This is a genomic window from Pseudomonas sp. MWU349, from assembly GCF_017947325.1.
Lineage (GTDB): Bacteria > Pseudomonadota > Gammaproteobacteria > Pseudomonadales > Pseudomonadaceae > Aquipseudomonas > Aquipseudomonas protegens.
The window spans coordinates 204,611-219,107 of sequence record NZ_JAFEVP010000002.1 but is presented as its reverse complement, the minus strand read 5'-3'; the positions used below and the strand labels follow the sequence as shown (position 1 = coordinate 219,107).

General features: G+C 62.6%; 12 protein-coding genes. 10 read left to right on the top strand and 2 right to left on the bottom strand.

Features of this window, described 5'->3' with window-relative positions; translation table 11 throughout:
* Positions 1 to 55: 55 nt before the first annotated feature.
* The 3 genes from pap to KCG88_RS08120 all read left to right on the top strand — a co-directional run bounded on the left by pap (position 56) and on the right by KCG88_RS08120 (position 3,964).
* Positions 56 to 1,570 carry a polyphosphate:AMP phosphotransferase gene (gene pap, locus KCG88_RS08130; protein ID WP_047337502.1) on the top strand — a complete coding sequence of 505 codons (1,515 nt, stop codon included), beginning with the start codon at positions 56 to 58 and terminating at the stop codon, positions 1,568 to 1,570.
* 102 nt (positions 1,571 to 1,672) lie between these two features.
* On the top strand, positions 1,673 to 2,857 hold the full coding sequence (locus KCG88_RS08125; protein ID WP_047288336.1) for a thiolase family protein: 1,185 nt from the start codon (positions 1,673 to 1,675) through the stop codon (positions 2,855 to 2,857).
* 147 nt (positions 2,858 to 3,004) lie between these two features.
* Entirely contained in the window at positions 3,005 to 3,964 is a 960-nt protein-coding gene (locus tag KCG88_RS08120) for a DMT family transporter (RefSeq protein WP_047288334.1), read from the top strand.
* A 73-nt stretch (positions 3,965 to 4,037) separates the two neighbouring features.
* On the opposite strand, the gene KCG88_RS08115 is transcribed toward KCG88_RS08120, so the two are convergent.
* Complete coding sequence (locus KCG88_RS08115) at positions 4,038 to 5,432, bottom strand: class II fumarate hydratase (protein WP_210712200.1); 1,395 nt, start codon at positions 5,430 to 5,432, stop codon at positions 4,038 to 4,040.
* Positions 5,433 to 5,624: 192 nt separating this feature from the next.
* Here KCG88_RS08115 and KCG88_RS08110 point away from each other — a divergent pair, with 192 nt between their 5' ends.
* From KCG88_RS08110 to KCG88_RS08080, 7 genes are all read left to right on the top strand, one after another.
* Entirely contained in the window at positions 5,625 to 6,140 is a 516-nt protein-coding gene (locus KCG88_RS08110) for a DUF2059 domain-containing protein (protein WP_015636579.1), read from the top strand.
* 12 nt (positions 6,141 to 6,152) lie between these two features.
* Positions 6,153 to 6,452, top strand: coding sequence for a BolA family protein (locus tag KCG88_RS08105; protein WP_011062596.1), 300 nt, complete (start codon positions 6,153 to 6,155; stop codon positions 6,450 to 6,452).
* 101 nt (positions 6,453 to 6,553) lie between these two features.
* Positions 6,554 to 7,495, top strand: a complete 942-nt coding sequence (locus KCG88_RS08100; protein WP_047288333.1) for a rhodanese-related sulfurtransferase — start codon at positions 6,554 to 6,556, stop codon at positions 7,493 to 7,495.
* Between the two features lie 36 nt (positions 7,496 to 7,531).
* The gene (locus KCG88_RS08095; protein WP_210712433.1) at positions 7,532 to 8,134 is read left to right on the top strand and encodes a DsbA family protein; all 603 of its coding nucleotides are present in this window, start codon (positions 7,532 to 7,534) and stop codon (positions 8,132 to 8,134) included.
* Positions 8,135 to 8,165: 31 nt separating this feature from the next.
* Positions 8,166 to 9,947 carry an ABC transporter ATP-binding protein gene (locus KCG88_RS08090; protein WP_210712432.1) on the top strand — a complete coding sequence of 594 codons (1,782 nt, stop codon included), beginning with the start codon at positions 8,166 to 8,168 and terminating at the stop codon, positions 9,945 to 9,947.
* A gap of 208 nt (positions 9,948 to 10,155) precedes the next feature.
* A complete protein-coding gene (locus KCG88_RS08085) occupies positions 10,156 to 12,615 on the top strand; it encodes an EAL domain-containing protein (protein WP_047288328.1) in 2,460 nt (819 codons plus the stop codon).
* Between the two features lie 44 nt (positions 12,616 to 12,659).
* Positions 12,660 to 13,445: an iron-containing redox enzyme family protein gene (locus KCG88_RS08080; RefSeq protein WP_015636578.1), complete on the top strand. Its 786-nt coding sequence runs from the start codon at positions 12,660 to 12,662 to the stop codon at positions 13,443 to 13,445.
* Between the two features lie 96 nt (positions 13,446 to 13,541).
* On the opposite strand, the gene KCG88_RS08075 is transcribed toward KCG88_RS08080, so the two are convergent.
* Positions 13,542 to 14,468 (bottom strand): GGDEF domain-containing protein, encoded by a 927-nt coding sequence (locus KCG88_RS08075; protein ID WP_210712199.1) that lies wholly within the window; start codon positions 14,466 to 14,468, stop codon positions 13,542 to 13,544.
* Positions 14,469 to 14,497: the final 29 nt, after the last annotated feature.

Below are 14,497 nucleotides of genomic sequence, written 5' to 3'. Positions count from 1 at the left end.
TCCCTGGCCGAGGTCGATCCGCTAGTCTTGGAAAATTCTTGGAAGGGAGCCACCCATGTTCGAATCCGCTGAAATCGGTCACGCCATCGACAAAGAAACCTACGATGCCGAGGTGCCGGCATTGCGCGAGGCCTTGCTCGAAGCCCAGTTCGAACTGCGCCAGAAGGCGAACTTTCCGGTGATCGTGCTGATCAACGGGATCGAGGGCGCGGGCAAGGGCGAGACGGTCAAGCTGCTCAACGAATGGATGGACCCGCGGCTGATCGAGGTGCGCACCTTCGACCAGCAGACCGACGAGGAACTGTCGCGGCCACCGGCCTGGCGCTACTGGCGGATGCTTCCGGCCAAGGGGCGCATGGGGGTGTTCTTTGGCAACTGGTACAGCCAGATGCTGCAGAGCCGGGTCCATGGCGAGATCAAGGACCCGCGCCTGGATCAGGCGATCAACGGCGCCGAGCGCCTGGAGAAGATGCTCTGCGATGAAGGCGCACTGATCTTCAAGTTCTGGTTCCACCTGTCCAAGAAACAGATGAAGGCCCGCCTCAAGGCGTTGCAGGACGACCCGCTGCACAGCTGGCGTATCAGCCCGCTGGACTGGCAGCAGTCGCAAACCTACGACAAGTTCGTCAAGTACGGCGAGCGCGTGCTGCGCCGTACCAGCCGCGACTATGCGCCCTGGCACGTGATCGAGGGCGTCGATCCGTATTACCGCAGCCTTACCGTGGGGCGGATTCTCCTGGAAGGGCTGCAAAGCGCGCTGAACCGCCAGCCGCTGCGAGCCACCCAGGTCAACGCGGCGCCGCTGCCTCCGGCGGTGGATCAGCTCAGCCTGCTGGACAGCCTGGACATGACCCAGCACCTGGACAAGGACGACTACGAAGAACAACTGATTACCGAACAGGCGCGCCTGGCCGGCCTGCTGCGGGACAAGCGCATGCGCAAGCACGCCCTGGTGGCGGTGTTCGAAGGCAACGATGCGGCGGGCAAGGGCGGGGCCATCCGCCGGGTCGCGGCGGCCCTGGACCCGCGCCAGTACAGCATCGTGCCGATTGCCGCGCCCACGGAAGAGGAGCGCGCCCAGCCCTATCTCTGGCGGTTCTGGCGGCATATCCCGGCCCGGGGCAAGTTCACCATCTTCGATCGTTCCTGGTACGGCCGGGTGCTGGTGGAGCGCATCGAGGGCTTCTGCAGCCCCGCCGACTGGTTGCGGGCCTACAGCGAGATCAACGACTTCGAGGAGCAGTTGGCCGATGCCCGGGTGATCGTGGTCAAGTTCTGGCTGGCCATCGACAAGGATACCCAGCTGGAGCGCTTCCAGGCCCGGGAGGAGATTCCCTTCAAGCGTTTCAAGATCACCGAGGACGACTGGCGCAACCGCGACAAGTGGGACGATTACCGCGCCGCCGTCGGCGACATGGTCGACCGCACCAGCACCGAGGTATCGCCCTGGACTCTGGTGGAGGCCAACGACAAGCGCTGGGCCCGGGTCAAGGTCCTGCGCACCATCAACCGGGCCCTGGAGGCCGCGTTCGAGCGCTCGGACAAGCACGACAAGAAAGACAAGAAGTAGGTCGATGGTCGCGCATACGCCCAGTGAATGATTGTCGCGGCGGGACAGGAGAGGGATCTATGCTCGATGCTCTTCCTGCCGCCAACAATAATGAGGTGCGTCATGCGTGAAGTGGTGATCGTCGACAGCGTACGGACTGGCCTGGCCAAGTCCTTTAGGGGCAAGTTCAACCAGACCCGTCCGGATGACATGGCCGCCCACTGCGTCAATGCGCTGCTCGCCCGCAACGGCATCGACCCGGCCAGTGTCGAGGACTGCATCGTCGGCGCCGGCTCCAATGAAGGGGCCCAGGGTTTCAACATCGGGCGCAACGTCGCGGTGCTCTCGGCCCTGGGCACCGGCACCGCGGGGATGACCCTCAACCGCTTCTGTTCCTCGGGCCTGCAGGCGATCGCCATTGCCGCCAATCAGATCGCCTCCGGCTGCAGCGACATCATCGTGGCCGGTGGCGTCGAATCCATCAGCCTGACCATGAAGAGCGTCAACACCGAAAACCTGATCAACCCGCTGCTCAAGGAGCAGGTACCGGGCATCTACTTCCCCATGGGCCAGACCGCCGAAGTGGTGGCTCGGCGCTACAGTGTCAGCCGCGAAGCCCAGGACCGCTACTCCCTGCAAAGCCAGCAGCGTACCGCCCAGGCTCAGGCCGCTGGCCTTTTCAGCGACGAGATCGTGCCGATGACGGTCAAGTACAAGGTCGAGGACAAGAACACCGGTGAGGTGCAGATCCTTGATGGTGTGGTGGACCGCGACGATTGCAACCGCCCCGACACCACCCTGGAAAATCTCGCGGCGTTGAAGCCGGTGTTTGCCGACGACGGTTCGGTGACGGCGGGCAACTCTTCGCAATTGTCCGATGGCGCCTCGATGACCCTGGTGATGAGCCTGGAGCGGGCCCTGGCGCTGGGGCTCAAGCCCAAGGCGTTTTTCCGCGGCTTTACCGTGGCCGGTTGCGAGCCGGACGAGATGGGGATCGGCCCGGTGTTTTCGGTGCCCAAGCTGCTCAAGGCCAAGGGCCTGAGCGTGGCTGACATCGATCTTTGGGAGCTCAATGAAGCGTTCGCTTCCCAGTGCCTGTATGCCCGCGACCGTCTGGAAATCGACAACGCCCGGTACAACGTCAATGGCGGCTCGATCTCCATCGGCCACCCGTTCGGCATGACCGGCTCGCGTCAGGTCGGGCATCTGGTACGCGAGCTGCAGCGGCGCAACCTGCGCTATGGCATCGTCACCATGTGCGTGGGTGGCGGCATGGGGGCCACGGGGTTGTTCGAGGCGGTACGCTAGGTTTCGCTTCGTCGGCAAGCCGGCTCCCATGGGGCCGGTTTGCGACCTGCACAATCCTGTTTGCGCTTTGTCGCCAACTGTCTCTGTGTCGGCTGCCGGCGCGGGCCTAGTATGTGAGCCTTGCTCGTAAGGCCTTGTGGGGTTCGCATGCACGTCTCGTCCGGTCGCTGGGTCTATGGTCTGTTCCTGGCCTTATTGACCGCGCTGTTGTGGGGCATCCTGCCCATCAAGCTCAAGCAGGTACTGCAAGTGATGGACCCGGTCACCGTGACCTGGTTTCGCCTGACGGTGTCCGGTGGCTGCCTGCTGGCCTACCTGGCGGCGGTGGGGCGCCTGCCGCGCTGGCGAGTGCTGGGGCCCAAGGGTATCTGGCTGGTGCCGATCTCGGTCTGTGGCCTGGTAGGCAATTACGTGCTGTACCTCATGGGCCTCAATCTGTTGAGCCCGGGCACCGCGCAACTGGTGGTGCAGATGGGGCCGATCCTGCTGTTGATCGCTAGTGTGTTCGTGTTCAAGGAGCGGTTCAGCCTCGGCCAGGGCCTGGGGCTCCTGGTGCTGCTGATCGGCTTTGGGCTGTTCTTCAATCAGCGCCTGAGCGAACTGCTGACTTCCCTGAGCGACTACACCGCGGGGGTGCTGACCATTCTGGCCGCTTCCGCGGTCTGGACCTTCTACGCCCTGGGCCAGAAGCAACTGCTGAGCGTGTGGAATTCCCTGCAGGTAATGATGGTGATCTACCTGTTCTGCGCCTTGTTGCTCACCCCTTGGGCTCACCCGCTGGAGGCGCTGGAGTTGAACCCGCTGCAGGGTTGGCTGCTGCTGGCGTGCTGCCTCAATACCCTGATTGCCTATGGCGCCTTTGCCGAAGCTTTGGCCCATTGGGAAGCGTCGCGGGTCAGCGCGACCCTGGCCATCACGCCGCTGGTGACCTTTGTCGCGGTGGCTTGGGCAGCCTGGCTCTGGCCCGAGTATGTGCAGGCCGAGCAGATCAATGGCCTGGGCTATGGCGGGGCGCTGCTGGTGGTGCTGGGGTCGGCGCTGACGGCACTGGGGCCGTCGTTGATGGCGGGGTTGCGAGCGCGGCGGCAGCGGATCGCGGCGAGCTGAGCTTCGCTGGCGCGCCGACTCCTGCAGTCGGGTTTCGGCAGGAGCTGGCTTGCCAGCGAAGGCGGCTGCGGTCTTACCCCTGTTTCCCGGCCTCCAGCATGTTTTCCGGGCGGACCCAGGCATCGAACTGTTCATCGGTCAGGTACCCGAGTTCCAGCGCCGCCTCGCGCAGGGTCAGGTTCTCGGCATAGGCCTTCTTGGCGATCTCGGCGGCCTTGTCGTAGCCGATATGGGTATTGAGCGCGGTCACCAGCATCAGCCCGCGCTCCAGGTGCGCGGCCATCTGTTGCGGGTCGGGCTCCAGCCCGGCGATGCAATGGTGCTGGAAGTTGCTGCAGCCATCGGCCAGCAGACGGATCGATTGCAGCAGGTTGTGGATGATCACCGGCTTGAACACGTTCAGTTGCAGGTGGCCCTGGCTGGCGGCAAAGCCGATGGTCACATCGTTGCCCATGACTTGGCAGGCCAGCATCGACAGGGCTTCGCACTGGGTCGGGTTGACCTTGCCGGGCATGATCGAGCTGCCGGGCTCGTTGGCGGGGAGCTTGACCTCGGCCAGGCCCGCCCGTGGCCCGGAGCCCAGCAGGCGCAGGTCGTTGGCGATTTTCATCAGGCACACGGCGAGGGTTTTCAGGGCGCCGGAAAGGCTGGTCAGCGGTTCGTGGCCGGCCAGGGCGGCGAACTTGTTCGACGCCGTGACGAAGGGCAGGCCCGAGAGCGCCGCCAACTCGGCGGCGATGGCCTCGCCGAAACCGTGGGGCGAGTTGAGCCCGGTGCCTACCGCGGTGCCGCCCTGGGCCAGTTCACAGACGGCCGGTAAAGCGCTGCGGATGGCGCGCTCGGCGTACCCCAGTTGGGCGATGAAGGCCGAGATTTCCTGGCCGAAGGTGATGGGGGTGGCGTCCATCATGTGGGTGCGTCCGGTCTTCACCAGCTTCATGTGCCGCGCCGACAGCTCGGCCAGGCCGCCGGAGAGCTCGGTGATCGCTGGCAGCAGCTGGAACTGCACCGCCTGGGCCGCCGCAATGTGCATGGCAGTGGGGAAGCAGTCGTTGGAGCTCTGCGAGCGATTGACGTGGTCATTGGGGTGCACCGGCGTCTTGCCGCCCCGAGGGTTGCCCGCCAGCTCGTTGGCCCGTCCAGCCAGCACTTCGTTGACGTTCATGTTGCTTTGGGTACCGCTGCCGGTCTGCCAGACCACCAGAGGGAACTGGTCGTCATGCTCGCCGGCGAGCACTTCGTCGGCGGCCTGTTCGATCAGGCGGGCGATGTCGGCAGGGATGTCGCCGTTGCGGTCGTTGACCCGCGCCGCGGCTTTCTTGATCAGAGCCAGGGCATGCAGCACCGCCAGGGGCATGCGTTCGTTGCCGATGGCGAAGTTGACCAGCGAACGTTGGGTCTGCGCGCCCCAGTAGGCTTCTTGCGGGACTTGAACCTGGCCCAGGCTGTCGGTTTCGATTCGGTTCATCGTGGCAATCCTCCTAGTCTGACAGGCCAGTTTAGGCCGTGATCCGCCGCTCGGGTTCCATGCCGGGGTTTTTCCGCGTCATGGCCGGGCAAAACCGGGGGCCGGTCGGCGTGGGGTTGAGGGACGCGGATTAATAGGCGCAGAATGGGCGCCCTTGGGGTTCTACCTCGCCTGCTAGATAAAGGAAACTCGATGACCCGTTTTCGTGCCATCTGTACCGCGGTTGTTCTGGTGTGTGCCAGCGGCCAGGTTCTTGCCGATACCGCCAGCCACAACGCCAGTGCCGAGGCCTTCCTGACCCTGGCCCATGCGGACAAGCTCGGTACCCCGGTGTACATGCAAGTTCAGCAAATGTTCGCCCAGCGCTTCGAGCAGACCAAAGCCCCGGAATCCAAGCGTGCCCTGCTGGAAACCTACCAGGCCAAGGCCAATGCCGCCCTGGACCAGGCCATCGGCTGGAACAAGCTGAAGCCGGACATGGTCAAGCTCTACACCAGCAATTTCAGCGAATCGGAGCTCAAGGAACTGGTGGCTTTCTATCAGTCGCCACTGGGCAAGAAAGTCCTGGAAAAAATGCCCCAGCTGACCCAGCAATCGGCGCAGATGACCCAGGCCAAGCTGGAAAGCGCGGTACCGGTGGTGAACAAGCTGCTGGCCGACATGACCGCCGAGCTCGAGCCCAAGGCTGCCCCGGCGAAGAAGAAGTAAGCGGAGCCCGCAATGACCATGCAACAACGTATCGAAGCGGCGCTCGGGGCGTTGCAGCCCGAGCACCTGCAAGTGCTGGATGAAAGCCACATGCACAGCCGTGGCCTGGAAACCCACTTCAAGGCGGTACTGGTCAGCGAACAGTTCGCCGGCCTCAACAGCGTCAAGCGCCATCAGAAGGTCTACGCCACCCTGGGTGAGCTGATGGGCCAGTTCCATGCGTTGGCGCTGCACACTTATACGCCTGAGGAATGGTCGAAGATCGGTGTGGCTCCGGCGTCGCCGACCTGTGCCGGTGGCAGTCAGCATTAACCGCGGTTTTTTTGTTAGAATCCGCAACGCGCCGCTTATGCCGGCGCGTTTTTTTTGCATCCGGTTCACCCTTTACGAGGGTAGCCACCTGGAGATTACCCATGGCACAACCTATTGTCGTGGCGGCACTGTACAAGTTCGTCACCCTCGAAGATTACGTCAACCTGCGTGAGCCGCTGTTGCAGGCAATGCTCGACAACGGCATCAAGGGCACCTTGCTGATCGCCGAAGAAGGCATCAACGGCACGGTTTCCGGCAGCCGCGAAGGCATCGACGGGCTGCTGGCCTGGCTGAAGAACGACCCGCGCATGGTGGATATCGATCACAAGGAATCCTACTGCGACGAGCAGCCGTTCTACCGCACCAAGGTCAAGCTCAAGAAAGAGATCGTTACCCTGGGCGTGCCCGGCGTCGATCCCAACAAGAAGGTCGGGACCTACGTCGAGCCACAGGACTGGAACGCCCTGATCAGCGATCCGGAAGTGCTGCTGATCGATACCCGCAACGACTATGAAGTGTCCATTGGCACCTTCGAAGGCGCCATCGACCCCAAGACCACCAGCTTCCGCGAGTTCCCGGACTACATCAAAGCCCACTTCGACCCGAGCAAGCACAAGAAGGTGGCGATGTTCTGCACCGGCGGCATCCGTTGCGAGAAGGCGTCGAGCTATATGCTCAGCGAAGGCTTCGAGGAGGTGTTCCACCTCAAGGGCGGGATCCTCAAGTACCTCGAAGAGGTACCGCAGCAAGAGAGCAAATGGCAGGGCGACTGCTTCGTGTTCGATAACCGGGTCACCGTGCGCCACGACCTGAGCGAAGGCGACTACGATCAATGTCATGCCTGCCGTACTCCGGTGAGCGTCGAGGATCGTGCATCCGAGCACTATGTGCCCGGTATCAGTTGCCCGCACTGCTGGGACAAGCTGAGCGAGAAGACCCGCCGCAGTGCCATCGACCGGCAGAAGCAGATCGAATTGGCCAAGGCTCGCAACATGCCGCACCCGATTGGTTACAACTACAAGCAATCTTCTTCCGAGGCTTGAGCCATGTCTGCCCGCCTGCTCTATGTGATGGACCCGATGTGTTCATGGTGCTGGGGCTTTGCGCCCGTGGCCCAGGCCCTGGCGGAGCAGGCCCGGGCCGCCGGGGTCGAGGTGCACCTGGTGGTGGGGGGCTTGCGTACCGGTAGCGGTGCGGCCCTGGAGCCCAATACCCGGCGCTACATCCTTGAGCATTGGCAGGCGGTGCACCAGGCCACCGGCCAACCGTTCGGCTTCGAGGGCGCCTTGCCCGATGGCTTCGTCTATGACACCGAACCGGCCTGTCGGGCCATCGTCACTGCCCGTGGCCTGGCGGCGGACTGCGCCTGGACCCTGCTGGGGCTGATCCAGCAGGCGTTCTACGTCGAAGGCCGGGATGTCACCCTGGCCAGTGTGCTGGTGGAGCTGGCAGAGCGGGCCGGGGTGCCGCGCATCGAATTCGCCGAGGCCTTCGACCGGGCCGAGCAGCATGTAGCTACCGCGGCGGACTTCACCTGGGTCCAGGACCTGGGAATCGCCGGCTTTCCCACCTTGCTGGCCGAGCGTAATGGCCAGTTGGCATTGCTGACCAACGGCTATCAGCCGCTGAGCGAGCTGTCCCCTCTGTTGGGGCGCTGGCTGGAGCGCGCCTCCTGTGCCTGAGCCGGTGGATTCAAGCGTCAGCGCTAAGCCGATCGATCGCCTGAGCTGGGCGCATATCCGTCGCCTGGCTCTTGAGCACAAGAAATCTCTGTGGATCGCCAACGGCGTCGCCGTGCTGGCGACCCTGTGCAGCGTGCCGATTCCGCTGCTGTTGCCCTTGCTGGTGGATGAGGTGCTGCTGGGGCACGGCGATGCCGCTCTGCAGGTGATGAACCGCTTCCTGCCCCAGGGATGGCAGAGTGCCGCTGGCTATATCGGCCTGATGCTCATGGTGACGCTGATCCTGCGCTGCTCGGCGCTGGTGTTCAACGTGGTCCAGGCGCGGCTGTTTGCCGGGCTGGCCAAGGACATCGTCTACCGCATCCGCGTGCGGCTGATCGAGCGGCTCAAGCGCATTTCCCTGGGGGAATACGAAAGCCTGGGTGGCGGTACGGTCACCACCCACCTGGTCACCGACCTGGACACGGTGGACAAGTTCGTCGGCGAGACCCTCAGCCGCTTCCTGGTGGCCATGCTGACCCTGGTGGGCACGGCGGGCATCCTGATGTGGATGCACTGGAAGCTGGCCTTGCTGATCCTGCTGTTCAACCCGCTGGTGATCTTCGCCACGGTGCAGTTGGGCAAGCGGGTCAAGCACCTGAAGAAGCTGGAAAACGACAGCACCTCGCGCTTTACCCAGGCCTTGACCGAGACCCTGGAGGCTATTCAGGAAATCCGCGCGAGCAATCGCCAGGGCTACTTTCTCGGGCGCCTGGCGCGGCGTGCCGAGGAGGTGCGGGACTACGCTGTGGCCTCGCAGTGGAAAAGCGATGCCTCGGGCCGCGCCAGCGGGCTGCTGTTCCAGTTCGGCATCGATATCTTCCGTGCGGCGGCGATGCTGACCGTGTTGTTCTCTGACCTGTCCATTGGCCAGATGCTGGCGGTATTCAGTTACCTGTGGTTCATGATCGGGCCGGTGGAGCAGTTGCTGAACCTGCAATACGCCTACTACGCCGCGGGCGGCGCGCTGACCCGGATCAACGAGCTGCTGGCGCGGGCTGACGAGCCCCAGTACGGCCCGGGTGCGGACCCGTTCGTGGGGCGCGAGACCGTTGGCATCGAGGTCCGGGGCTTGAGCTTCGGCTACGGCGACGAGCGTGTGCTGGACAATATGGACCTGTCCATCGCTCCTGGTGAAAAGGTGGCCATTGTCGGTGCCAGCGGTGGCGGCAAGAGCACCCTGGTGCAATTGCTGCTGGGGTTGTACACCCCGCAGACCGGGGTGATCCGCTTTGGGGGGGCGACCCAGCAGGAAATCGGCCTGGAGACGGTAAGGGAAAACGTGGCGGTGGTGTTGCAGCACCCCGCGTTGTTCAACGACACCATCCGCGCCAACCTGGCCATGGGGCGCGAGCGCAGTGACGAAGCCTGCTGGCAGGCCCTGGAAATTGCCCAGTTGGACGCTACCGTCAGGGCCTTGCCGCAGGGGTTGGACAGTGTGGTGGGGCGTTCCGGCGTGCGTTTGTCCGGGGGGCAGCGCCAGCGCTTGGCAATTGCGCGGATGGTTCTGGCCGAGCCCAAGGTGGTGATCCTCGATGAGGCCACTTCCGCCCTCGATGCCGCCACCGAGTACAACCTGCACCAGACCTTGACGCGTTTTCTGCGTGGGCGGACTACGCTGATCATTGCCCATCGTTTGTCAGCGGTAAAACAGGCGGACCGGGTTTTGGTGTTCGATGGCGGGCAGATTGCCGAAGATGGCGACCATCAGCAGCTGATTGCCGATGGCGGCCTTTACGCCAAGCTGTACGGGCATTTGCAGCAGGTTCGATAGCCTTGAGTTTTATCCGTCTTTCTGTGCTTAGTGCTTGAATTTCCTGGTGGAACAACCGTTTCGACTTTAGTGCGGCGGCCCGTTTCTCCAGCCAGCCTGCGTCAACGGCGGTCTGCCCTGCGCCGGTTCTGTGGAAATTGGCCTAACCTGTGCTGTCTGAGGCGCAACTACTGGGTGTTCATTTGGCTGTGCGCAAGCAAGGACCCTCATGAAGCAAAAGCGGACTTTCACAACGCCGCGCTTGTTGGGCATCGTCTGGCCCTTCATCGCCGTGGTGTTATTTCAAGCGCTGTTGGGCGGCCTCAGCCTGTACGTACTGTCGGCGGTACGGGGCTACGTGGCAGGTGAAAGCTTGTGGTCCAAGGGCCAGAAAGACGCCATTTACTACCTCAATCTGTATGCCGACAGCCGCGACGAAGGCACTTTCCTCAAGTACCAGAACGCAATTGCCGTGCCCCAAGGCGGGCATGAGTTGCGGGTTGCCCTGGATCGCCAGCCACCGGATCTGGAAGCCGCACGCCTGGGCATTCTCAAGGGTGGCAACCACCCGGACGATGTCTCCAGCCTGATCTGGCTGTACCTCAACTTCCGTCATTTCAGCTACCTGGAAAAGGCCATCGATCTGTGGACCGTGGGGGACGGATACCTGTTGCAACTGGATACCGTGGCCCGGGAGATGCATCAGAGGATCAGCAGCAACAGCGCCAGCGACGGCGACGTGCAGCGCTGGAAGAGTCAGATTTTTGCCATCAATGACGGTGTCACTCCCGCTGCCAAGGCCTTCAGCGATGCCTTGGGCGAGGGGTCGCGGGTGATCTTGCGGCTGTTGCTGGTGACCAACCTGGCAACCGCGCTGGTGCTGATTGCCCTGGCCTTGCTGCGCACGCACAAACTGCTGGCCCAGCGCCATGCCTTTGCCGACGCGCTGCAACTGGAAAAGGAGCGGGCGCAGATCACCCTGCAATCCATCGGTGACGGGGTGATCACCACCGACGTCGAAGGTGCCATCGCCTACATGAACCCGGCGGCAGAGGACCTGACTCGCTGGAAGGCCGAGCAGGCGGTGGGGCTGCCTCTGGCGGCCCTGTTCAACCTGCTGGATGAAAACGCCCAGGCTGACGGCTTCACCCTCATCGAACACATCCTCAGCGGTCAGCTCAGCGGCGGCAGCGAGCATTCCAAGCTGATCCAGCGTCTGGACGGCAGCACGGTCTCGGTGACCCTGGTAGGAGCGCCGATCCGCAATGCCGGCAAGGTCAGCGGTACGGTGCTGGTGCTGCACGACATGACCCAGGAGCGGCAATACATCGCCAATCTCTCCTGGCAGGCGACCCATGACGCCTTGACTGGCCTGGCCAATCGCCGGGAGTTCGAGTTCCGCCTGGAGCAGGCCTTGCACAGCCTGATCCGTCAGCCGGCACGGCATGCCCTGATGTTCCTCGATCTGGATCAGTTCAAGCTGGTCAATGACACCTGCGGCCATGCCGCCGGGGACGAGTTGCTGCGGCATATCTGCGCGCTGCTGCAATCGGGTCTGCGCGAAGGCGACACCCTGGCCCGGCTGGGTGGGGACGAATTCGGCATTCTCCTGGAGAATTGCTCGCCAGAGGCCGCGGAAAAGATTGCCGAGGGGTTGCGCCAGACCGTACAGAATCTGCATTTCGTCTGGAAAGGCCGGCCCTTCGTGACCACCGTGAGTATCGGCCTGGTGCACATCGCCCAGACCCCGACCACCCTCGAAGCCTCGCTGAGAGCGGCGGACATGGCCTGCTACATGGCCAAGGAAAAGGGGCGCAACCGGGTGCAGGTCTACCATGCCGACGATTCCGAGCTCTCGCTACGTTTTGGCGAGATGGCCTGGGTCCAGCGTCTGCACATGGCGCTGGAGGAAAACCGCTTCTGCCTCTATTCGCAGGAGATCACCGCCCTGGGGCATGTCGAGCGTGGCGGCGGGCATGTGGAGATTCTGTTGCGCCTGCATGACGAGGCGGGCCGCATGATTCTGCCGGACAGCTTCATTCCGGCAGCGGAACGCTACGGCCTGATGACCTCTCTGGACCGCTGGGTGGTACAGAACGTGTTCAAGATCATTGCCCAATGCATTGCCGAAGGCCGTGAAGGGCCCATGGCAATGTGCGCCATCAACCTGTCGGGTATCACCATCGGTGATGATGCGTTTCTCGACTTCCTGCGCGAGCAGTTTGTCGCCTATGGCGTACCACCAAAGTTGATCTGCTTTGAAATTACTGAAACCAGTGCGATTGCCAATTTGGGCAGTGCCATTCGTTTCATAAATGAACTCAAGGGCTTAGGCTGCCATTTTTCCCTGGATGACTTTTGTGCGGGAATGTCGTCGTTCGCTTATCTCAAACATTTGCCTGTAGACTTCCTCAAGATCGATGGAAGTTTCGTAAAGGACATGCTGGACGACCCGATTAACCGCGCCATGGTCGAGGTGATCAACCACATCGGGCATGTCATGGGTAAGCGCACGATTGCCGAGTTTGTTGAAACACCGCAGATCGAGCAGGCATTGCTTGAGATCGGCGTGGATTATGCTCAAGGCTACATTATTGAACGCCCGCAATTGTTCACCTGTGACAGCCTGCAGTGTCGCCCCGTGAGGCCACAGCCACTGTTGTTCAAGGCGCCCGGTACGTTCCGTTGAAACCTCTTTTGGATCCGTACATCACAATCAAAAGGAGCCCGACAGTGATCGACACATTCAGCCGAACCGGCCCGCTCATGGAAGCTGCCAGTTACCCCGCCTGGACCCAGCAATTGATCCAGGACTGCAGCGAGAGCAAGCGCCGCGTCGTGGAGCATGAGCTTTACCAGCGGATGCGCGATAACAAACTCAGTGCCAAAGTCATGCGTCAGTATCTGATTGGCGGCTGGCCGGTGGTGGAACAGTTCGCCCTGTACATGGCGCAGAACTTGACCAAGACCCGTTTTGCCCGCCATCCCGGCGAAGACATGGCGCGTCGTTGGCTGATGCGCAATATTCGGGTCGAGCTCAATCATGCCGATTACTGGGTGCACTGGAGTCGGGCCCATGGCGTGACCCTGGAGGACCTGCAGGCCCAGCAAGTACCGCCAGAGCTGCATGCCCTGAGCCATTGGTGCTGGCATACCAGTTCTGCAGATTCCCTGATCGTGGCCATTGCCGCCACCAACTACGCCATCGAAGGAGCTACGGGCGAGTGGTCGGCGCTGGTGTGTTCCAACGGCATCTATGCCGCGGCGTTCCCGGAAGAGGATCGCAAACGTGCCATGAAGTGGCTGAAGATGCATGCCCAGTACGACGACGCCCACCCCTGGGAAGCGCTGGAAATCATCGTCACCCTGGCGGGGCTGAACCCGAGCAAGGCCTTGCAGGTCGAGCTGCGTCAGGCCATCTGCAAGAGCTATGACTATATGTACCTGTTCCTGGAGCGCTGCATGCAGCAGGAAAAGACTGCAGTGACCCGCGAGCGCCTGGCACTGGCTGAAGGCTGAGTCAGGGAATGTCGGGCGCTTCGATTGCCGCGCACGCTGGGCGTATGGGTTGATGAAGTTGCCCGTGCATCAACGGGGCAGGGCGCAACCTTGTGCTCAGCCCGCCATTGCCAGGCGGTTGCGCCCTTCGCGCTTGGCCACGTACAGCGCGCTGTCGGCGCGTCGCAACAGGCTTTCTGCGGACTCTCCCGGTAGCAGAGTCGAACACCCCAGGCTTACGGTAAGTTCGATCGGCTGACCATCGGCCCGGTAGTCCTGGGCCTGGGCGGCATGGCGCAGACGCTCGCCAACCATCGCTGCGGCTTCGCGCCCAGTGTTGGACAGCAGGATCAAGAACTCTTCCCCGCCAAAGCGAAACACCATGTCGACATTGCGCAATTGCCCCTTGATGGCTGCGGCAACGGCCTTGAGCACTTGATCGCCGGCGCTGTGGCCGTGGTTGTCGTTGATGCGCTTGAAGTGATCGATGTCCAGCATCAGCAGTGACAGTGGCAGCAGGTGGCGGCGGGCCATTTCGATTTCCCGTTGCAGGGTCTGGTCCATGGCGATGCGATTACCGGTATCGGTCAGCGGATCCCGCAGGGCGCTGCGAGTGGCGGCGCGATACAGCAGGGCATTGCGCATCGGGTACAGCAGGGTCGAGAGCAGCGATTCCAGGGAGCCCTGTTCTGATTCGCTGAAGCGCTGGTTGCGGCGAAAGACCAGCTCGCCCATCGGTTCGCCTTCGTGGCTCAGGCTGTAGCTGATGGAGTGATGGCCGCGCTGGCCGAACTCCAGGCGCAGGTCGCTCGGAGTGTGCTGGTACTGCAGGGCGTCCAGGGGGACCAGGCGCTGAACTTCACGAAAGAACAGGCCCAGGATGCGTTGCGGTGCAAGGCTGGTCTGCAGTTGCAGGCCCAGTTGCTGGCGCAACTGGGCGAGGCTGATGGGCTGTTTGATCAGTGGCGACTGCTGGCCAAAGCCCAGGCGTTGCAATTTGGCGCTATCGAAGTCAATTGCGTTGGTCTGGGTCGGTGTTTTCATCTGAGCTTGAGCCCCCTGAGCACTGTGTA